At 73.6% G+C, this 18067-nt stretch carries 20 protein-coding genes; 12 read left to right on the plus strand and 8 right to left on the minus strand.

Translation table 11 applies throughout. The annotated features are described in order from the left end of the window. Positions 1 to 61 precede the first annotated feature (61 nt). Positions 62 to 1015 (minus strand): RNA polymerase sigma factor SigJ, encoded by a 954-nt coding sequence (sigJ, locus tag ABZK10_RS09300; RefSeq protein ID WP_353808909.1) that lies wholly within the window; start codon positions 1013 to 1015, stop codon positions 62 to 64. Between the two features lie 174 nt (positions 1016 to 1189). Between sigJ and ABZK10_RS09305 the strand changes: the two genes are divergently transcribed. The 4 genes from ABZK10_RS09305 (at position 1190) to ABZK10_RS09320 (ending at position 3579) form a co-directional block, all read left to right on the plus strand. After that, positions 1190 to 1582 (plus strand): SDR family oxidoreductase, encoded by a 393-nt coding sequence (locus tag ABZK10_RS09305; protein WP_353808910.1) that lies wholly within the window; start codon positions 1190 to 1192, stop codon positions 1580 to 1582. Next, on the plus strand, positions 1583 to 1957 hold the full coding sequence (locus ABZK10_RS09310) for an SDR family oxidoreductase (protein ID WP_353808911.1): 375 nt from the start codon (positions 1583 to 1585) through the stop codon (positions 1955 to 1957). A 153-nt stretch (positions 1958 to 2110) separates the two neighbouring features. Then, the gene (locus tag ABZK10_RS09315) at positions 2111 to 2710 is read left to right on the plus strand and encodes a class I SAM-dependent methyltransferase (RefSeq protein WP_353808912.1); all 600 of its coding nucleotides are present in this window, start codon (positions 2111 to 2113) and stop codon (positions 2708 to 2710) included. Between the two features lie 35 nt (positions 2711 to 2745). Beyond that, on the plus strand, positions 2746 to 3579 hold the full coding sequence (locus ABZK10_RS09320; protein ID WP_353808913.1) for an alpha/beta fold hydrolase: 834 nt from the start codon (positions 2746 to 2748) through the stop codon (positions 3577 to 3579). A gap of 124 nt (positions 3580 to 3703) precedes the next feature. Here the strand turns inward: ABZK10_RS09320 and ABZK10_RS09325 are convergent, their stop codons facing one another. After that, positions 3704 to 4771, minus strand: coding sequence for a trans-sulfuration enzyme family protein (locus ABZK10_RS09325; RefSeq protein WP_353808914.1), 1068 nt, complete (start codon positions 4769 to 4771; stop codon positions 3704 to 3706). A gap of 219 nt (positions 4772 to 4990) precedes the next feature. Further along, on the minus strand, positions 4991 to 5998 hold the full coding sequence (locus tag ABZK10_RS09330) for a DUF368 domain-containing protein (protein ID WP_353808915.1): 1008 nt from the start codon (positions 5996 to 5998) through the stop codon (positions 4991 to 4993). Positions 5999 to 6129: 131 nt separating this feature from the next. On the opposite strand from ABZK10_RS09330, the gene ABZK10_RS09335 reads away from it, so the two are divergent. From ABZK10_RS09335 to ABZK10_RS09365, 7 genes are all read left to right on the plus strand, one after another. Beyond that, on the plus strand, positions 6130 to 6819 hold the full coding sequence (locus ABZK10_RS09335; protein WP_353808916.1) for an HAD family hydrolase: 690 nt from the start codon (positions 6130 to 6132) through the stop codon (positions 6817 to 6819). Between the two features lie 205 nt (positions 6820 to 7024). After that, on the plus strand, positions 7025 to 8020 hold the full coding sequence (phnD, locus tag ABZK10_RS09340) for a phosphate/phosphite/phosphonate ABC transporter substrate-binding protein (protein WP_353808917.1): 996 nt from the start codon (positions 7025 to 7027) through the stop codon (positions 8018 to 8020). A gap of 73 nt (positions 8021 to 8093) precedes the next feature. After that, a complete protein-coding gene (gene phnC / locus ABZK10_RS09345; RefSeq protein WP_353808918.1) occupies positions 8094 to 8903 on the plus strand; it encodes a phosphonate ABC transporter ATP-binding protein in 810 nt (269 codons plus the stop codon). Next, a complete protein-coding gene (gene phnE, locus ABZK10_RS09350; RefSeq protein ID WP_353808919.1) occupies positions 8900 to 9712 on the plus strand; it encodes a phosphonate ABC transporter, permease protein PhnE in 813 nt (270 codons plus the stop codon). Before phnC ends, phnE (ABZK10_RS09350) begins: the two co-directional genes overlap by 4 nt. Beyond that, positions 9709 to 10608, plus strand: a complete 900-nt coding sequence (gene phnE / locus ABZK10_RS09355; RefSeq protein ID WP_353808920.1) for a phosphonate ABC transporter, permease protein PhnE — start codon at positions 9709 to 9711, stop codon at positions 10606 to 10608. The genes phnE (ABZK10_RS09350) and phnE (ABZK10_RS09355) overlap by 4 nt, the downstream gene beginning before the upstream one ends. A gap of 154 nt (positions 10609 to 10762) precedes the next feature. Further along, positions 10763 to 11062 carry a DUF1540 domain-containing protein gene (locus ABZK10_RS09360; RefSeq protein ID WP_353808921.1) on the plus strand — a complete coding sequence of 100 codons (300 nt, stop codon included), beginning with the start codon at positions 10763 to 10765 and terminating at the stop codon, positions 11060 to 11062. A gap of 147 nt (positions 11063 to 11209) precedes the next feature. Next, a complete protein-coding gene (locus ABZK10_RS09365; protein WP_353808922.1) occupies positions 11210 to 12229 on the plus strand; it encodes a serine/threonine-protein kinase in 1020 nt (339 codons plus the stop codon). Positions 12230 to 12269: 40 nt separating this feature from the next. Here ABZK10_RS09365 and ABZK10_RS09370 read toward each other — a convergent pair whose 3' ends face one another. After that, positions 12270 to 12803, minus strand: a complete 534-nt coding sequence (locus ABZK10_RS09370) for a MarR family winged helix-turn-helix transcriptional regulator (RefSeq protein WP_353808923.1) — start codon at positions 12801 to 12803, stop codon at positions 12270 to 12272. A gap of 85 nt (positions 12804 to 12888) precedes the next feature. Here ABZK10_RS09370 and ABZK10_RS09375 point away from each other — a divergent pair, with 85 nt between their 5' ends. Continuing rightward, positions 12889 to 13464: an NADPH-dependent F420 reductase gene (locus tag ABZK10_RS09375; protein ID WP_353808924.1), complete on the plus strand. Its 576-nt coding sequence runs from the start codon at positions 12889 to 12891 to the stop codon at positions 13462 to 13464. Positions 13465 to 13472: 8 nt separating this feature from the next. Here the strand turns inward: ABZK10_RS09375 and ABZK10_RS09380 are convergent, their stop codons facing one another. The 4 genes from ABZK10_RS09380 to ABZK10_RS09395 form a co-directional block, all read right to left on the minus strand. Then, positions 13473 to 14915: an MDR family MFS transporter gene (locus tag ABZK10_RS09380; RefSeq protein ID WP_353808925.1), complete on the minus strand. Its 1443-nt coding sequence runs from the start codon at positions 14913 to 14915 to the stop codon at positions 13473 to 13475. A gap of 110 nt (positions 14916 to 15025) precedes the next feature. Beyond that, entirely contained in the window at positions 15026 to 16468 is a 1443-nt protein-coding gene (locus ABZK10_RS09385; RefSeq protein WP_436408507.1) for an MFS transporter, read from the minus strand. Between the two features lie 60 nt (positions 16469 to 16528). Further along, complete coding sequence (locus ABZK10_RS09390; protein ID WP_353808927.1) at positions 16529 to 17260, minus strand: sulfate/molybdate ABC transporter ATP-binding protein; 732 nt, start codon at positions 17258 to 17260, stop codon at positions 16529 to 16531. Further along, positions 17257 to 18042 (minus strand): ABC transporter permease, encoded by a 786-nt coding sequence (locus ABZK10_RS09395; RefSeq protein WP_353808928.1) that lies wholly within the window; start codon positions 18040 to 18042, stop codon positions 17257 to 17259. Before ABZK10_RS09395 ends, ABZK10_RS09390 begins: the two co-directional genes overlap by 4 nt. Between the last annotated feature and the right edge of the window lie 25 nt (positions 18043 to 18067).

An 18067-nucleotide genomic window follows, 5' to 3' on the forward strand; every position in this document is an offset into this window, starting at 1 on the left:
GGGCGGTGTCGCGGGCCGGCGAGCGGATGCCCGGTGGCGAGCGCCGCCCGGAGGCATCCGCTCAGCCGTGCCAGAGGCGCAGCTTCTCCGGGTTGCGCATGATCCAGAGGTCGGTGATGCGGCCGTCGGCCACGCGGCTCGTGATGACGCTGTCGACCGCTTCGCCGACCGTGACGAGCACCACGAGCCCGTCGGGGCTCTCGCGCAGCGTGGAGACGAGCCCCTCGTCGGCGCGCTTCTCCGCGAGCCCCAGCAGGTAGCGCGCCACCCGGTCGGCGCCGACCACGGGGCGTCGGGCAGCGGATGCCACGCCGCCGCCGTCCGCCCGCAGCACGACGTCGGGGTCGAGCACCGCCGTCAGCGTCGTCAGGTCGCCCGTTCCGGCGGCCGCCAGGAACGCCTGCACGACCCGGTCGTGGTGCTCCCGCGTGGCCGTGCCGTCGCGACGTTCGCGCACGTGCCGGCGCGCCGACGACGCGAGCTGACGGCACGCCTCGGGGGAGCGGCCGACGATCTCGGCGATCTCTGCGAAGGGCAGCGCGAACACGTCGTGCAGCACGAACGCCACGCGCTCGGCCGGGGTGAGCGACTCGAGCACCACCAGCAGCGCGGTGCTCACCGAGTCGTCGAGACTGACCCGGTCGAGCGGATCGGGCGCGGCGGGCGTGCCGAGCCCCGAGTCGCCCGGCAGCGGCTCGGGCAGCCACTCGCCGACGTACCGCTCGCGCCGTGCGCGGGCCGAGCCGAGCTGGTCGAGGCAGACCCGGCTCGCCGCGCGCGTCAGCCACGCGGCCGGGTTGGCGATCGCGGCGCGGTCCGCCTCGGGCATCCGGTACCACCGCGCGTAGGTCTCCTGCACGGCGTCCTCGGCGTCGGCGACCGTGCCGAGCATGCGGTACGCCAGGCGCATCAGCCCCGCCCGCTCGGCGTCGATCGCCGCAGCGTCGAGGGGGTCGGCGGATGCCCCGGGACCCCGCCCCGCGCCCGCCGCCGGGTCGCCCGGTGTCGTCTCCATCACCATGTCCTCGCCTCCACTGTCCCACCGCGCGCGCGGGCGCGCGACCTCACCTCCTCCGACGACGCAGCGCCCCCGATCGTGAGCCGCACGGCGCGGACCTCACGTTCGGCGCGGCTGCGTCGTCGCACATGATGAGGGCGGGAGCCGCCCCGTGACATGAGGAGGAGCAGCATGCGCATCGCAGTCGCCGGCGGAACCGGCACCATCGGGTCGGAGGTGGTCGCGGCCGTGGGCGAGCGCGGCGACGAGGTCGTGGTGCTGTCGCGGTCGAACGGCGTGGACGTGCAGACGGGGGAGGGCCTCGTGGCCGCGCTCGACGGCGTCGACGCGCTGGTCGACGCGGTGAACGCCACGACGCTCAGCGCCGCGGGCGCGACCGAGTTCTTCACCACCACCTCGCGCACCTTGCTCGCCGCCGAGCGCGAGGCCGGCGTCGCCCACCACGTGCTGCTCTCGATCGTCGGCGTCGACCGCGCGCCGTTCGGCTACTACGCGGGCAAGCTCGCCCAGGAGCGCGAGGTCGAGGCGGGCGACGTGCCGTGGACGATCCTGCGCGCGACGTAGGTGCACGAGTTCGCGGGGCAGATGTTCCACGCGCTGTCGATGGGGCCGCTGCACCTCGCGCCGGTCGCGCGCACGCAGCCGGTCGCCGCGCGCGCCGTCGGCCGCCGGCTCGCCGAACTCGCCGCCGGCGCGCCCGCGGGCCGCGTCGCCGACCTGGCCGGGCCGCGCGAGGAGCGCCTCGACGAGATGACCCGCGCGTACGCACGCGCGGAGGGCGTGCGCGGACCGGTCGTCCCGGTGCGGATGCCCGGGAAGCAGTTCGCCGCGATGCGCGCCGGGAAGGCGCTGCCGGGCTCCGGGGCCGACCTCGCCGGGCCGGCGTTCGACGAGTGGCTCGCCGAGCGCTCGCGGGCGGCGGACGCGGCCCGGGCCTGACGGGCCGCGTCGCGCGGCGCCGCGCGGCACCCGTGCACGTCGGCCCGACCTTCCGGGGTGCTCGGCCCGCCCCGACCGACCGGGTCGGGCCGTGCGGCCCCGGCCCCGAGGCATCCGCTTGACCCCGCACCCGCCGCGTGGTCGCATGAGGGCATGGGAACCGCCACCCGCGACCGGGCGCCGCTCGTCGACGAGGACGCGCTCGACGACCTCGTGCGCGCGGCGGTCGGACGCGTGCGTGGTCGCGTGCTGGAGGTCGGCGCCGGCGACGGCGAGAACTTCGGCGCGTTCGATCCGTCGGTCGAGTGGATCGGCCTCGAACCCGACGCCGACCGGCGCGCCGAGCTGGCGACGCGCGCGCGGGAGTGGGGCCACCGCGACCGCGCGCCGCTCGACGCCGTGTGCGAGTCGATCCCGCTGCCCGACGCCTCCGTCGACGCGGTCGTCGGCACCTACATGCTGTGCAGCGTGACCGACCCGGCGGCGGCGCTCGCCGAGGTGCGCCGCGTGCTCGTTCCGGGCGGGCGGGTCGTGTTCGCCGACCACGTGGCGTCGCCGCCCGGCACCCTGCACCGCGCCGTGCAGCGCCTGGCGACGCCGCTGACCGTGCGGTTCGACCACGGCTGCCACCTCGATCGCGACACCCGCGCGGCGCTCGACGCGGCCGGGTTCGTCGGCGACGCGGTCACGTCGGTGCGCGTCGGCCCGATGCTGCGCGTGCCGGTGCTCCTGTTCGAGGGGCACGCGTCGTGAGCACGGACGTCGCCGGGCGGGACTAGCCTCGCCGCATGGTCTTCTCACTCGACGTCCACGTGCCCGGCGGGCGCGTGCTGCGCGCCTACGACAGCGCTCCGGATGTCCCGGGCGGCACCGTGCTCGCCTGGCACCACGGGTCCCCGCAGACCGGTGCACCGCTCGAGCCCGTGCTGGCGGCGGCGGGCGCACGCGGCATCCGCGTCATCTCCTACGCGCGCCCGAGCTACGGCGGTTCGACCGCGAACCCCGGCCGCGACGTCGCCTCGGCGGCCGACGACCTCGCCGCCGTGGCCGGTGCACTGGGCGTGTCGGCGCTCGTCTCGATGGGGGCGTCGGGCGGCGGGCCGCACGCGCTCGCCGGGGCGGCGCTGCTACCCGACCTGGTGCGCGGCGTGGCCACGCTCGCGGGCATCGCGCCCCGCACCGACGCGTTCGACTGGACCGCCGGCATGGCGGCGCCGGGCGGGCTGCTCGCGGCGGCCGAGGGCCGCGCCGCGCGGGCGGCGTTCGCCGAGGTCGACGAGTTCGACCCGAGCCAGTTCGTGGCCGCCGACTACGCGGCGCTCGAGGGCGCCTGGGCGGCGCTCGGCGCCGACGTGGGGCGGTCCGACGCCTTCGGGCCCGACGGCCTCATCGACGACGACGTGGCGTTCACCATGCCGTGGGGGTTCGACCCCGCCGACATCGCCGCGCCCGTGCTGGTCGTGCAGGGCGGCCTCGACCGGGTCGTGCCGCTCGGGCACGGCGAGTACCTCGCGGCGACGATCCCGGGGGCCGAACTGGTGCTCCGCCCCGACGACGGGCACGTCTCGGTGCTCGACGCCGTGCCCGACGCGATGGACTGGCTGCTCTCGCGCATCGGCTGATGCCCGGCGGCGGGTGCCGGGGGCATCCGCTCGCCTCGCCCGGCGGGCGTCGGTGCGGCGTGCGATGGTCGTGCGGGGCGGCCGGCCCGGGGCATCCGCTCGCCCGGCGACGCCGCCGCGCCGCTCAGCCGAGCGCCGCCACGAGGTCGTCGTAGAGGTCGTCGACGTGCTCGAGCCCGACCGACAGGCGCACGAGACCGTCGGGGATCGTCGGCGCCTCGCTCGGCCAGCGCCGCCGACGCTCGAGCGTCGACTCGACGCCGCCGAGGCTGGTCGCGTGGATCCACAGCTGCACGGCGTCGATGAACGCGTCGGCCCGCTCGGCACCGCCGCGCACGACGAGCGAGACGATCGCGCCGAAGCCCGGGTAGCGCACCTCGTCGAGCGCCGGATGCCCGTCGAGCCGCTCGGCCAGCTCGCGCGCGTTCGCCTGGGCGCGCTCGAGGCGCACGGGCAGGGTGCGCAGCCCGCGCAGGGCGAGGTAGCTCTCGAGCGGCGCCGGGATCGCGCCGCCGAGCCCGCGCCGGGCCGCGATGCGCTCGGCCAGTGCCGGATCGGCCGCCACGACCGCGCCCATCAGCACGTCGCTGTGCCCCGCGAGGTACTTGGTCGCGGAGTGCACCGCGAGGTCGGCGCCGAGCGCGAGCGGCTGTTGCAGCAGCGGCGTGGCGAACGTGTTGTCGATCGCGACGAGCGCGCCGTGGGCGCGGGCGGCGGCGACGAGCGCGGGGATGTCGGCGAGCTCGAGCGCCGGGTTGGTGGGCGACTCGAACCAGAGCAGCGCGGTGCCGGCGCAGGCCTCGGCGACCGCCGCCGTGTCGGTCACGTCGACGAGCTGCAGGTGCACGCGCCCGTCGGACTCGCGGTCGCGCAGCTGGGCGATCGTGCCGGTGTAGGAGTGCCGCGGCACGACCACGGTGCCGCCGTGGGGCACCAGGTCGAGCACCGCCGCGATCGCGGAGATGCCGGAGGCGAACGACACGCAGGTGCCGCCCTCGAGCGCCCCGAGCACCGTCTCGAACGCGCTCCACGACGGGTTGCCGTAGCGGCCGTACTCGCGCTCGCCACCGGCGACGAAGGTCGACGCGAGGTGCACCGGCTCGTTGAGCGGGGCGTCCGGGTCGCGCCGCGGCCGGCCCAGGCTGACTGCGAGGGTCTCCGCGTGGCTCGAGTGGAACGATCGTTCGGTCATCGAGGGCCTCCTGCTCCGAGCGTACGACACCCCGTGGAGGTGGTCGCTTTTCAGGAACGGCGGGGCGGCTGGTGCGGAATGTGGCGCCATCGCCCCAGTCGGTGCACCGAAATCGCCGCCACCGGGCCATGGGCGGCGAGGTGTTGCGCGGCCACCGGAGGAGCTCCTGAACAGTGACCCACAGCGGGGCGGGGTGGGCGAGCGGATGCCTCCGGGCGGTCAGCCGCGCGGGGGAGCGGGCTCCTCGGCGACGTCGGAGGCGGGCGCGTCGGAGGCGGCCGCGGTGGCGCGCGCGTCGGCCGGCACGGGCTCGTCGTCGGCGACGTCGAGCTGCGTCGCGCGACGGCGCACGACCGCGCCCTCGGCGACGATCATGGCGATCACCGCGGCCGCGCCGGCGAGGAAGAGGCCGATGATCGGCAGCACGTCGCCGGTCGGCGCCTCGAGCCCGCCGGTCTCGGACTGCCAGGGCCAGAGGGCGCGCAGCGATCCGAGCATCAGGCCCGTCATGACGGCGAGCGTGGCGGCGCGGTGGTGGGTGAGCAGCCACTGCAGCGTCGAGACGAAGGCGGCGAGGCCGACGATCGCGCCGAGCGCGAACGTGCCGAGGTAGACGAGGTCGCGATCGTTCACCGCGTCGAGCGTGGGGGCGTAGATGCCGATGACGACGAGCACGAACGAGCCGGAGACGCCGGGCAGCACGAGTGCGCAGACCGCGAACGCGGCGGACACGGCCACGAGCAGCAGCGACGGGTCATCGGTGTCGACCGCGGGCAGGCCGGTGAGCACGAACGCCCCCGCCGCGGCGACCGCGGCCAGGAGGAGCTCCCGGGTGCGCCAGCGCCCGACCATGCGCGCCGGCACGATGAGCGACGCGACGATGAGGCCCGCGAAGACGGCGCGGGTCTGCACCGGGTACTCGTCGATGGTCGGTGCGAGCAGCGCCGAGGCGAGCACGATCGCGCCGAGCATGCCGATGCCGAGCGGGATCAGCACGCCCCATCGCACCTCGCGCAGGTGCTCGCGCGCCCGCGGCCGGGCCTGGGGGCGCACCACGCCGGTCACGGCGAGGACCACCCCGCGCACGAGGTGCCCGGCCGAGGTGATGACCGTCTCGTACACGCCCGTGATGAGCGCGACGGTGCCGCCGGACACGCCGGGGATGATCTCGACGGTGCCGATGAGGGCGCCGCGGATGAGGTCGACGAGCCAGCGCAGGGCGGTCATGCGATCGTGGTTCCTCTGGTCGGGTCGGGGGAGTGCTCGAGCGAGCATGGGGGCGCGGAGCGCCAGCCGCGATTGTAGCGGGAGCGGCTCCGCACCACCCGGACACCGGGTGTCGCTACGCTGAGCGCACCATGAGAGGCACATCGACGTCCCCCCACGCCCCCACCCTCCTGCTCGACCTCGACGGCACGGTCGCCCTGGGAGACGAGCCCGTCTTCGCGTACGCGGACGCGCTCGCCGAATCGGCCGAGGCGCCCGAGCTCGGCAGCCGCGTGCGGCGATTCGTCGAGGTGGGGCGCGACGACGCCCACCAGGTCGACGACGGCTACCAGCTCGCGCAGGTGCTGGGTCGCGAGTACGCGCTCGACGACGAGCGCATCAGCCGTGCGTACCACGACAGCCGGGCCCGGGTGACGGCCGGGGAGGTGCCGATGCACGCCGCGGCGGGGCTGCACCGGGCGGCCGACGCCGTGCACGCGGCCGGCGGCCGGGTCGTGCTCGTCACGAACGCGCCCTCGCTCGGCCTCGACGCGGTGCTGGAGCGGATGCGGGTGGCCGACGCGTTCGACGCCGTCGTCGGCGACGCGCGCAAGCCGGGCGGCATGGCGTCGATCCTCGACGAGCTCCTCGCCGAGGGGGCGGCGCCGGGCCGCATCGCGTCGGTCGGCGACATCTGGCGCAACGACCTCGAACCGGCGTACGAGCGCGGCTGCCGCACGGGCCTCATCGACCGGTTCGGGCTGCGTCGCGGGCCCGCCGACTGGGTCGCACCCGACCTCGCGGGCCTGGTGCCCGAGATCGAGGCGTGGGCGGCCGCCTGAAGCGCCTGAGTGCGTCCACCTCGGGGACGAAACGGCTGATTGTCGAGCATTCCTCGCGAGCTGGCATGTAAACATCTGGCTACGGACCGGTGAATCCGGGTGCTCGGGCGGGGCCCGCGCAGTAACGTCTCGAAGGGCGACCGGGTCTGCACTGCTCGGTCGCTTCGATTCGTTGGACATGACGCAGCACCCGAGGAAGAGGCACATGAGACACCGCAGATTCATCACCACCGCAGCGATCGCCGCCGGCATCGCCCTCGCCGCCACCGGATGCGCCTCGGGCGACTCCGGCTCGGACGCGGAGGCCACGCCGGAGGCGCCGGAGAGCCTCGTCCTCGGCCTCGTGCCCTCGTCGGACGTCGACCAGGTCGTCACCGACGGCGAGGACCTCGCCGCCCTGCTGAGCGACGAGCTCGGCATCCCCGTCGAGGTCGAGGTCACCGACAACTACGCGGGCCTCATCGTCGCGATGCAGGCCGACCAGGCGCAGATCGGCATGTTCGGCCCGATCGGCATGGTCCAGGCGCAGGACGAGGCCGGCGCCGTGCCGGTGCTCCAGTCGGTGCGCTTCGGCGGCAGCACCTACGTCACGCAGTGGTTCACGAACGACCCCGACCGCTTCTGCCTCGACGACGTCGTGACCGTCACCGACGACGACGGCTACGACTTCACCTACTGCAACGGCACGGATGCCACGAGCGAGGGCCCGCTCGGCGAGGACGCGCTCGCGCTCGTCGAGCAGGACGAGACCATCGCGTTCGTCGACGAGGGCTCGGCATCGGGCTACTACTACCCGGCGACCCAGCTCGGCGAGCTCGGCCTGGACCCGTTCGACCTGTCGGGCGCGTTCTTCGCCGGCGGCCACCCGAACGCGGTGCGCGCGGTCTACGACGGTGACGCCACCATCGGCACGAGCTTCAACGACGCCCGCGGCTCGGTCGTCGAGGAGGCCAACGACGTCGGCGAGAAGGTCACGGTCTTCGCGTACTCGACGCTGATCCCGAACGACGGCGTGGCCGTCTCCGGCTCGCTCTCGGAGGAGTGGCAGGAGAAGATCACCGACGCGTTCCTCGCGGTGGCCGACACCGAGGAGGGCGCGGCCGCGCTCTACGCGGTGTACGAGATCGACGGCCTGGTTCCGGCCGACCTCGACGCGCTCGACGCGGCGCGCGCGGTCTACGAGAACTTCGGCGACCAGTAGTCAGCACCACAGGTGATGGCCACGCCGCACGCACGCGGCGTGGCCATCACCGTTCGCACGGCAGGATGATCACGTGATCCGATTCAGCGATGTCTCCGTTCGCTACCCCACCGGCACGCTGGGGCTCGACTCGATCGACCTGGAGATCCCCGACGGCCAGTTCGTGGTCGTCGTCGGGCTCTCCGGGGCGGGCAAGTCGACCCTGGTCCGCACGATCAACGGGCTGGTGCCCGTGACGAGCGGCACGCTCGAGGTGGGTGACCGCACCGTCAGCGGGGCCGGCAAGCGGAAGCTCCGGCAGCTGCGAGCGGAGGTCGGCATGATCTTCCAGTCGTTCAACCTCGTCACGCGCACGAGCGTCATGAACAACGTGCTCCTCGGCCGGCTGCACGCGACCTCGACGCTGCGCTCGCTCGTCGGCGCCTGGAAGGCGTCCGACACCGAGCTGGCGTTCGAGGCCCTCGAGCGCGTCGGCATCGTCGACAAGGCCTACGTCCGCGCGTCGCAGCTCTCCGGAGGCCAGCAGCAGCGCGTCGCCATCGCTCGCGTCCTCGCGCAGCAGCCGAAGGTGATCCTCGCCGACGAGCCGGTCGCATCGCTCGACCCGCCGACGGCCAACCAGGTCATGCGCGACCTCCAGCGCATCAACCGCGAGCTCGGCATCACGACGGTCGTGAACCTGCACTTCCTCGACCTCGCCCGCGCGTACGGCGAGCGCATCATCGGCATGCGCGGGGGCAAGGTCGTCTTCGACGGCACCGCCGACCAGGCCGACGACGCCGTGTTCGAGTCGATCTACGGCCGCTCCCTGACCGCTGCCGACGTGCTGCCGGGCGACGAGGCGCCGCCGGTGGCGACGGCCGGCGAGGGCGCGACGGCATGACCGCCGCGGCGCCGACGCGCAGCCCCGGGGCATCCGCCCGCCCTCGCAAGCCCGCTCCGTCGTGGACCCTCTGGGTCGGGCTCGCGGCCGCTGCGGCGATCACCCTCTGGTCGGGGCTCGGCATCGAGTTCACGCTCGCACCGCTGTTCACGGACGCCTCGCGCGGCTGGTTCGTGATCCAGGAGTTCTTCGCGCCGAACTGGGGATTCATCTTCCAGGTCGGCAACGCGTGGCTCGAGACGCTCTCGATCGCGGTGCTCGCGAGCCTCATCGGGTGCCTCCTCGGCCTGCTCGCCGCGATGCTGGCGTCGAAGGTGACGCTGGCCAACCCCGTCGCGCACCAGGTCGTGAAGTGGGTGCTGTCGGTCATCCGCTCGATCCCCGACATCGGCTGGGCGTTCCTGCTGGTCGCGCTCGTCGGCGTGGGGTCGCTCGCGGGCATCCTCGCGCTCGTGATGTTCAACATCGGCATCATCGCCAAGCTCACCTCGGAGTCGATCGACGCGGTCGACCCCGGACCGATCGAGGCGGCGGACGCCTCGGGCGCCAACGGCGTCCAGCGCGCGCGCTGGGCCGTCTACCCGCAGGTGCTGCCGAACTACCTCAGCTACAGCCTCTACGTGTTCGAGCTGAACATCCGCGCCTCGATCGTGATCGGCCTCGCCGGCGCCGGCGGCATCGGCAACGTGCTCCTGGTGCAGCTCGGGCGGTTCGCGTGGGAGAACGTCTCGGCGATCTTCATCGCGACCTTCGTGGTGGTGCTGGCCGTCGACCTCGCGTCGCAGGCGATCCGGAGGCGCATCTCATGACGACCGCCACGCGTCCCACCGCCCCCGCACCGGCGACCACCCGGCCGACGCCGCCGAGCAAGTGGCCGCACACGCTCGGACTCCTCGCGAGCCTCGCAGTGGTGATCCTCAGCGTCTGGCTGGTGGACGCGAACTGGATCCGCATCGCCGACCTCCCCGCCGCCATCGGCAACTACCTCGGCCTGATGGGGGCCGGCCTCGCGCACAACCCGCTCGAGGTGCCGTGGAGCGAGTACTGGGTGCTCGCGATCGGCCGCATGCTCGAGTCGATCCAGATGGCGTGGATCGGCACGCTCATCGGCGCGGTCCTGTCACTGCCGCTCGGCTTCCTCGCCGCCCGCACGGTGTCGCCGGCCGGCGTGGTGTTCGTGACGCGGCAGTTCCTGAACGCCGTGCGCGCGCTGCCCGAGATCATCCTCGCGATCGTGCTGATCATGCCGATCTTCGGCCTCGGGCCGCTGACCGGTGCCCTGGCGCTCGGCATCGGCTCGATCGGCACGCTGGGCAAGCTCACCGCCGAGGCGATCGAGTCGATCGACCAGGGCCCGGTCGAGGCCGCGCTCGCCGCGGGTGCACGCCCCGTGCAGCGCATGCGCTGGGCGATCCTGCCGCAGGCGCTGCCCGAGATCGTCGCGTTCTGGCTGTACCGGTTCGAGATCAACATCCGTGCGAGCGCCGTGCTCGGCGTGATCGGCGCGGGCGGCATCGGCTCGCTGCTGTCGCAGCTGTTCAACCGGCGCGAGTGGGAGCAGATCGGCATCACGCTGGTCGTCATCATCCTGGTGACGATCGCAGTCGACTCGATCTCGGGGGCGGTGCGCGCGCGCATCATCTCCGGCGGCGGTCGTCGCCTGGCCGCGCGGGAGCGCCGCGACGAGGCATCCGCCATCGTCTGAGGCAGGCGGGCGGATGCCTCGCAGGTAAGGTGAGGCTCACCTGAAAAGCGCCTCTGACCAGCCGGAACACGCGTCACGAAGGGCTGGTGCATCGCTGCCCGCGGGGCTAGCATCGGCCACAGGACGCTGACACCGACGCACCCCGGAGGCCGAAATGACCATGCTCGCCGATCTGCCCGCCGTCACCGAGTGCTCGGTCGCCGGATGCTCCTACAACGACCACTCGCACTGCCATGCGGCGGCGGTCACCATCGCCGGGTCGAACGGCGACGCCCAGTGCGCGACGTTCATCCCCCTCTCGACCAAGGGCGGGCTCGACAAGGTCGTGACGCACGTGGGGGCGTGCCAGCGCGTGGACTGCATGCACAACGAGTCGCTCGAGTGCACGGCGCCCGCGGTGCGCATCGGGGCGGGGGCCGACGCCGCGGACTGCCTCACCTACGATGCCCGCTGAGCATCGCGGTGCAGGCGACGCGTCGGAATGCTTCGTCACCGAGCCGTGATATAGGCGATGGGGTGTCGGGGACGGTCGTGGGGTAAGCTCACTTAACGATCCGCGGAGTCCCGTCGGTCGATCTCCGACCGAATCAGGAGAACCTGCGTGATCGAATCCCCGCTCCCACAGGAGCCCGTGGTGCCGCGGGGTGACGTGCAGCGATATCGCTTCATCGAGCACATCGGCTCCGGCGGCATGGCCGACGTCTACCGAGCGCACGACACGCAGCTCGGGCGCGACGTGGCCGTCAAGGTGTTCCGCGACGACGGCGAGCCGGGCGGCGACCCGGTGCGTCGCGAGCGCGAGATCCGGCTGCTGGGCTCGTTCCGGCATCCCGGACTCGTCGAGGTGTACGACGCCGGCGTGCTGGAGGATCGAGGCCTGCCCCGCCGCTACGTCGTCATGGAACTCGTCCAGGGCAGCTCGCTCGCCCGGCGCCTCGGGGACGGTGCGCTGGCGCCGCGGTACGTCGCCGACGTCGGCGCCCAGCTCGCGGACGCACTGGCCTACGTGCACGACCAGGGAGTCGTGCACCGGGACGTGAAGCCCGACAACGTGCTGGTCGACGATCGGCCCGCACTCGGCTACACCATCGTCGCCAAGCTCGCCGACTTCGGCGTGGCCCAGTTCACCCACGCCTCCCGCATGACCGATTCCGGCTCGATCCTCGGGACCGCCAGCTACATCTCGCCCGAGCAGGCGCGCGGCGGCGACGTGGGCGTCGCGAGCGACATCTACTCGCTCGGACTCGTGCTCCTGGAGGCGTACACGGGGCAGCGGGAGTACACCGGCACGCCGATCGAGGCGGCGGTCGCCCGGCTGAGCCGTCGGCCGCGCATCCCCGAGGACCTGCCGCCCCAGTGGCGTGCGATCCTCGAGGCGATGACCGAGGGCGATCCCGCGGCGCGCCCCACGGCGCACGACGTCTCCGCGACGATGCGCGACATCATCCGCGGCATGATCCTCAGCCGGCGCGAGCAGCGCCGACTGGCGCGCGCGTCGCGGCCCGCGACCGTTGCCCTGGCGGCGCGTCGGCGCACGTCTGCGCTGATCGCCGCCGGCGGAATCTGCGTGCTCACGGGAGCCGCGGTCGGGCTGGCGCTCGGCCTGCACGTCCTCGGGTAGCCGCGCGCGCGTCGCCGCCGGCACGGGCCGGTGCCCGGGCTCAGTGCGCGCCGGCGGGCTCCGCGGTCGCCGCGGCCTTCGCCGGATGGCAGGAGGTGGCCGTCATCCGGCCGTCGGGGTCGAGTCGCTCGAGCAGGATGCCCGCGATCTCGTAGAGCCGGTCGAGGTCGTCGGGCGAGAGGGCGTCGAGCACGTAGTGGCGCACGGTGTCGACGTGGCCCGGCGCGGCCGCGTCGAGGAGTTCGACCCCGGTGTCGGTGAGTCGCGCGTTCGTGGCGCGGCGGTCCTCCGGGCACGGGAAGCGCTCGATCAGCTCCCGCTGCTCGAGGCGGCGCGCGACGTGCGAGAGGCGGGGGAGCGTGGCGTTGGTGCGCGAGGCGAGCCGCGTCATGCGCGACGTGCGGTCGGGCGAGCCGGCGAGCGTCATGAGCACGAGGTATTCGAAGTGCGTGATCTGCGCGTCACGGAGGAGCTGGGCGTCGAGCACGCCGGGGAGCAGCTCGGCGAGGGCGACCAGGCGCACCCAGGCCGCCTCCTCGGTTCCCGTCATCTCGGGCGTCGTCTCCGTGTCCACGGCACCATCCTAGCGAGAAGTTGACGCAACAACCAATCTGTGGCAGCATTCAGTTGTTCCAACAACCAATTGAACGGAGACCCGCATGACCACGGTCAGCATCATCGGCAACGGCAACATGGGCACGGCGATCGGCGGCATCGTCGCCGACGGCGGTGCCGACGTGCAGTACCTCTCGCGCGAGGGCGCGTCGATCGACGGCGACATCGTCGTCCTGGCGGTGCCCTACCCCGAGGTCGCCGGCATCATCGAGCGACACGGTGCCGCGCTCGCCGGCAAGACCGTCGTCGACATCACCAACCCGCTCGACTTCACCACCTTCGACTCGCTGGTCGTGCCCGCCGACTCGTCGGCCGCCGCGGAGATCCAGGCCGCCCTGCCCGGGTCCACGGTGCTCAAGGCGTTCAACACGAACTTCGCCGCGACCCTCGTCTCCAAGACCGTCGGCGATGCGCCCACCACCGTCCTGGTCGCCGGGGACGACGCCGACGCGAAGCAGTCGCTCGCGTCCGTGCTCGAGGCCGGCGGCGTGCGCGTGGTCGACGCGGGCGCGCTGTCGCGGGCCCGCGAGCTCGAGTCGCTCGGCTTCCTGCAGCTCACCCTCGCGGTGAACGAGCGCATCGGCTGGACCGAGGGCTTCGCCGTCGCGACGGCGGCCTGACCGCGTCGTCAGCCGGTCGGGGCGACCTGCCCCACCGGCTGCTCGACGTCGTCCACCCGGGCGCTGGGCATCGCGACCGCGGCCAGCAGCGTGAGCACCGCGACCACCATGACCGCCAGGAAGACGGCGGACGCCGCCTGCTGGATCGCGTCCGGCGAGTCGCTGCCGAGGCCGGACCGGGCGATGATGCCGTTCGCGACCGCGCCGAACACGGCGGCGCCGACGGCGCTGCCGATCGAGCGGGTGAACATGTTCGTGCCGGTCACGACGCCGCGCTCGTTCCACGGCACCGACGACTGGGCGGCGATGAGGGTCGGCGTGGCCACCAGCCCCATGCCGAGGCCGACCACGAAGCAGGCGAGTGCCGACAGCACCGGGTTCGGCCAGGCGGAGAAGGCGAACAGCATCGCGCTGCCCGCGACCGTGATCGTCAGCCCGATGAACGCGGTGGGCCGGAAGCCGATGCGCAGGTAGAGCCGGCCCGACTGCGACGCGGCGATCGGCCAGCCGAGCGTGAGCGCGGCGACCGCGAGCCCGGAGACGAGGGGCGTGACGCCCGCGGACGTCTCGAGGAAGGTCGGCACGTACGATGTCAGGCCGATGAGCGCGGCGCCGACGCCGAGCCCGATGAGCGAGGTCGTCAGGATCAGCCGTCGGGAGAAGATCCACAGCGGCAGCACGGGCTCGGCCGCGCGCCGCTCGATCAGTCCGAACGCGACGAGCAGCACGCCGCCCGCCCCGAACGCGACCGCGCTCTGCCAGGACAGCCACGCCCATGCCTGGCCGCCCTCGAGCAGGCCGAGGATGACGAGCGTGAGCCCCACCGTGAGCGTCGAGGCCCCCGCGATGTCGAGCCGGTGCTTCCGTGGCTCGAGGGTCTCGTGGTAGTTCCGCAGCAGCATCCAGGCCGCGATGAGGCACAGCGGGATGTTCACGAAGAAGATCCACCGCCACGACAGGTACTCCGAGAACAGGCCGCCGAGGGTCGGCCCGACGACCGACGAGATCGCCCAGACGCTCGCGAGGTAGCCCTGCGCCTTCGCGCGCTCCCGGACGGTGTAGATGTCGCCCGCGATCGTGACCGAGATGGGCATCACGGCCCCCGCGCCGAGCCCCTGGATCGCCCGGAACACGATCAGCGAGCCCATGTCCCAGGCGAACCCGCAGAGCACCGACCCGACGAGGAAGAGCCCGACGCCGAACAGCATGAGCGGCTTGCGCCCGATCGTGTCGGCGAGCTTCGCGTAGACGGGCGTCGACACGGCCTGCGCGAGCAGGTAGATCGAGAACAGCCACGGGAACTGCGAGAACCCGCCGAGGTCGGCGACGACCGACGGCACGGCCGTGGCGAGGATCGTCGCATCGATCGCGATGAGCCCCGTCGACAGCATCAGCGCGATCAGGATGGGGCCGCGATCGGATCGGAATCCCACGGATACGGTCTCGGCCATGCGCCCCCTCGGAATCGTGCAGACCCTTGGTGCAACGCGCGGCGGCCGATCGCATTCCCGACGCGGCGGAGGGGATGCCCCGGGCGGCCGCGGAGCGGGCGCGCCGTGCGTCAGTCCCGGGCAGCGGGGGACTGCGCGGGCGGCTCGAGGTCCTCGACGCGCACTCGCGGCATCGCGATCGCCGCGCCGACCGTCAGCACGGCGGCGACGAACGCGGCGAGGAAGACCGCGCTCGAGGCGCGCTGGACGGCCTCGGCCGACTCGGCGCCCCCGGCCGACGCGAGCACGATGGCGTTCGCGATCGTGCCGAACACCGCCACGCCGACCGCGCTGCCGATCGAGCGCGTGAACCGGTTGGTCCCGGTCACGACCGCGCGCTCGTGCCAGGGCACCGCCGACTGAGCGGCGACGAGGCTCGGCGTGGTCGCGAGGCCCAGCCCGAAGCCGACGACGAGGCAGGAGATCGCGGTGCTGACCGGGTTCGGCCACGCCGACGTCACGAACAGCGCGGCCGCGCCGACCATGGCGAACGCGAGGCCGACGAGCGCGGTCGTGCGGAAGCCGACCCGGGTGTAGAGCCTCGCCGACTGCGATGACGCGATCGGCCAGCCGATGCTGATGCAGGCGACCGCGAGGCCGCCGACGATCGGGCCCACCCCGGTCGTCACCTCGAGGTAGGTCGGCACGTACGAGGTGAGCCCGATCAGCGACGCGCCCACGCCCATCGAGATGAGCGAGGTCGTGAGGATCAGCCGCCGCGAGAGGATCGCGATCGGCAGCACCGGCTCGGCCGCGCGCCGCTCGACGAACGCGAACGCGGTGAGCATCACTGCGCCGAATCCGAACGCGGCGAGCGACTGCCACGACGACCACGCCCAGGCCTGCCCGCCCTCGAGCAGCCCGAGGATCACCGCGGTCAGCCCGAGCGTGAGCGTGACCGCGCCGGCGACGTCGATGCGGTGCTCGCGGCGCTCGAGGTGCTCGTGGTAGAGCCGCACGATCATCCACATCGCCAGGAGGCAGAGCGGGATGTTCACGAAGAAGATCCAGCGCCACGACGCGAACTCGGCGAACAGCCCGCCGAGGGTCGGGCCGACGACCGACGAGGCTGCCCAGACCGAGCCGAAGTAGCCCGTGACCTTCGCACGTTCGCGCACGGTGTAGATGTCGCCGGCGATGGTCACGGCCATGGGCATCACGGCACCCGCGCCGAGGCCCTGCACCGCACGGAACGCGATCAGCGCCCCCATGTCCCAGGCGAGGCCGCAGAGCACCGAGCCGACGAGGAACAGCCCGATGCCGAGCAGGATGATCGGCTTGCGCCCGATGGTGTCGGCCAGCTTCGAGTACACCGGCACGGTCACCGCCTGCGCGAGCAGGTACGCCGAGAAGAGCCACGGGAACGAGGCGAAGCCGCCGAGGTCGGCAACGATCGTCGGCACCGCGGTCGCCAGGATGGTGGCCTCGATCGCGACGAGTCCCGTGGAGAGCATGAGGGCGATGAGGATGGGTCCGCGCCGCCCGCCGAATCCCACGGTGTCCGTCGTCGTCATGCGCTCCCTCGATCGTGCCCGTACCGGTCTAGCACGCACGAGGATGCACCGGCGTTCCGCTCAGGCTGCAGCGTGCACGAGTCGCTCCACGTACGCGGTTGCGGGCGCCCGACGGAGCTCGTCGAGCGTGCCGCGCTGCGTGACCCTGCCCGCCTCGAGCACGACGGCCTCGTCGGCGAGCTCCGCGTCGGCGAGGCTGTGCGTGACCAGCAGCGTCGGCCCGCCGAAGCCCCGCACATGGGCCGCGAGCTCCCGGCGCAGGTCGGCGCGCACCTCGACGTCGAGCGCCGACAGCGGCTCGTCGAGCAGCAGGGCGTCGGGTTCCGCCGCGAGGGCGCGGGCCACGGCGACCCGCTGCTGCTGGCCGCCGGAGAGGGCGAGCGGATGCCTCGCGGCGAGGCCGCTCGCGCCCACCCGTGCGAGCCAGGCCTCCGCCGCCTCGCGCGACGCCCGGCGCGACGCGCCGGCCATGCGCGCGGCGAACGCCACGTTGTCGCGCACCGTGAGGTGCGGGAAGAGCAGGTAGTCCTGGAACACGACGCCGATACGGCGGTCCTCCGGGGCGAGCGCACGCCCGATTCCGGCATCCGCGAGCACGCGGTCGCCGAGGCGCAGCCGCCCGCTCGCGAGCGGGACGAGCCCGGCGATGGCGGCCAGCACGGTCGACTTGCCCGCGCCGTTCGGCCCGAACAGTGCGAGCGTCCTGCCGGGCGCGACGTCGAGGTCGACGCTCGCCTCGAGCTCGCCGCGGCGGGCGGTGAACGTGCCGGCGAGGCATCCGTCGCCGTTCACGCCCGCACCCCCGGCGCCCAGCGGTCGCGCAGGAGCAGCAGCACCGCGACCGCGACCACGAGCAGGAGCAGGGCGATCGCCACCGCCTCGTCGGGGTCGGACTGCAGGGCGAGGTAGCTCGCCACCGGGAGCGTGCGGGTCACGCCCGGGAGCGACCCCGCGAACGTGATGGTCGCGCCGAACTCGCCGAGCGCCCGCGTGAAGCAGAGCACCGCGCCGGCGGCGACGCCCGGGGCGACCAGCGGCAGCGTGACGTGCCGGAAGACCTGCCAGCGCGAGGCGCCGAGGGTCGCGGCGGCCTGCTCGACGCGACGGTCCGCGCCGCTCAGCGCGCCCTCGACCGCGAACACGAGGAACGGCATCGAGACGAACACCTGCGCGATCACCACCGCTCCCGTGGTGAACGGCACCGTCACGCCCCAGGTCTCGGCGAGCCAGGCGCCGACGAGGCCGCGCCGCCCCAGGAGGAGCAGGAGCGCGATGCCGCCGACGACGGGCGGCAGGAGGAGCGGCACGGTGACCGCCGCGCGGAGGAGGCGCCGGGGGAGGAGCGGCGCGTCGGCGCTGTGCGCCAGCAGCACCGCGAGCGGGATGCCGAGCACGAGGCAGCACGCCGTCGCCGCGGTGGCGGTGACGACCGAGAGGCGCAGCGCCTCGAGCACGGGCTCGCTCGCGACCAGCGCCGGCAGGTCGTCCCACGGGGCGCGCACGACGAGCGCGACGAGGGGCAGGACGAGCACGGCGAGGGCGAGCACGGCGACGGCCACGAGCGGCACGGGCATGCGACCGCGCCCCGGGTCGCCACGC

The organism is Agromyces sp. SYSU T00194, from assembly GCF_040496035.1.
GTDB lineage: Bacteria > Actinomycetota > Actinomycetes > Actinomycetales > Microbacteriaceae > Agromyces > Agromyces chitinivorans.

What these genes read in the sequence shown, in the direction of transcription:
- sigJ (WP_353808909.1), bottom strand. Translation starts at nt 1,015, where the DNA reads ATGGAGACGACACCGGGCGACCCGGCGGCGGGCGCGGGGCGGGGTCCC.
- ABZK10_RS09380 (WP_353808925.1), bottom strand. Translation starts at nt 14,915, where the DNA reads ATGGCCGAGACCGTATCCGTGGGATTCCGATCCGATCGCGGCCCCATC.
- ABZK10_RS09305 (WP_353808910.1), top strand. Translation starts at nt 1,190, where the DNA reads ATGCGCATCGCAGTCGCCGGCGGAACCGGCACCATCGGGTCGGAGGTG.
- ABZK10_RS09315 (WP_353808912.1), top strand. Translation starts at nt 2,111, where the DNA reads ATGGGAACCGCCACCCGCGACCGGGCGCCGCTCGTCGACGAGGACGCG.
- ABZK10_RS09320 (WP_353808913.1), top strand. Translation starts at nt 2,746, where the DNA reads ATGGTCTTCTCACTCGACGTCCACGTGCCCGGCGGGCGCGTGCTGCGC.
- ABZK10_RS09375 (WP_353808924.1), top strand. Translation starts at nt 12,889, where the DNA reads ATGACCACGGTCAGCATCATCGGCAACGGCAACATGGGCACGGCGATC.
- phnE (WP_353808920.1), top strand. Translation starts at nt 9,709, where the DNA reads ATGACGACCGCCACGCGTCCCACCGCCCCCGCACCGGCGACCACCCGG.
- ABZK10_RS09330 (WP_353808915.1), bottom strand. Translation starts at nt 5,998, where the DNA reads ATGACCGCCCTGCGCTGGCTCGTCGACCTCATCCGCGGCGCCCTCATC.
- ABZK10_RS09385 (WP_436408507.1), bottom strand. Translation starts at nt 16,468, where the DNA reads ATGACGACGACGGACACCGTGGGATTCGGCGGGCGGCGCGGACCCATC.
- phnD (WP_353808917.1), top strand. Translation starts at nt 7,025, where the DNA reads ATGAGACACCGCAGATTCATCACCACCGCAGCGATCGCCGCCGGCATC.
- phnE (WP_353808919.1), top strand. Translation starts at nt 8,900, where the DNA reads ATGACCGCCGCGGCGCCGACGCGCAGCCCCGGGGCATCCGCCCGCCCT.
- ABZK10_RS09325 (WP_353808914.1), bottom strand. Translation starts at nt 4,771, where the DNA reads ATGACCGAACGATCGTTCCACTCGAGCCACGCGGAGACCCTCGCAGTC.
- ABZK10_RS09335 (WP_353808916.1), top strand. Translation starts at nt 6,130, where the DNA reads ATGAGAGGCACATCGACGTCCCCCCACGCCCCCACCCTCCTGCTCGAC.
- ABZK10_RS09395 (WP_353808928.1), bottom strand. Translation starts at nt 18,042, where the DNA reads ATGCCCGTGCCGCTCGTGGCCGTCGCCGTGCTCGCCCTCGCCGTGCTC.
- ABZK10_RS09360 (WP_353808921.1), top strand. Translation starts at nt 10,763, where the DNA reads ATGACCATGCTCGCCGATCTGCCCGCCGTCACCGAGTGCTCGGTCGCC.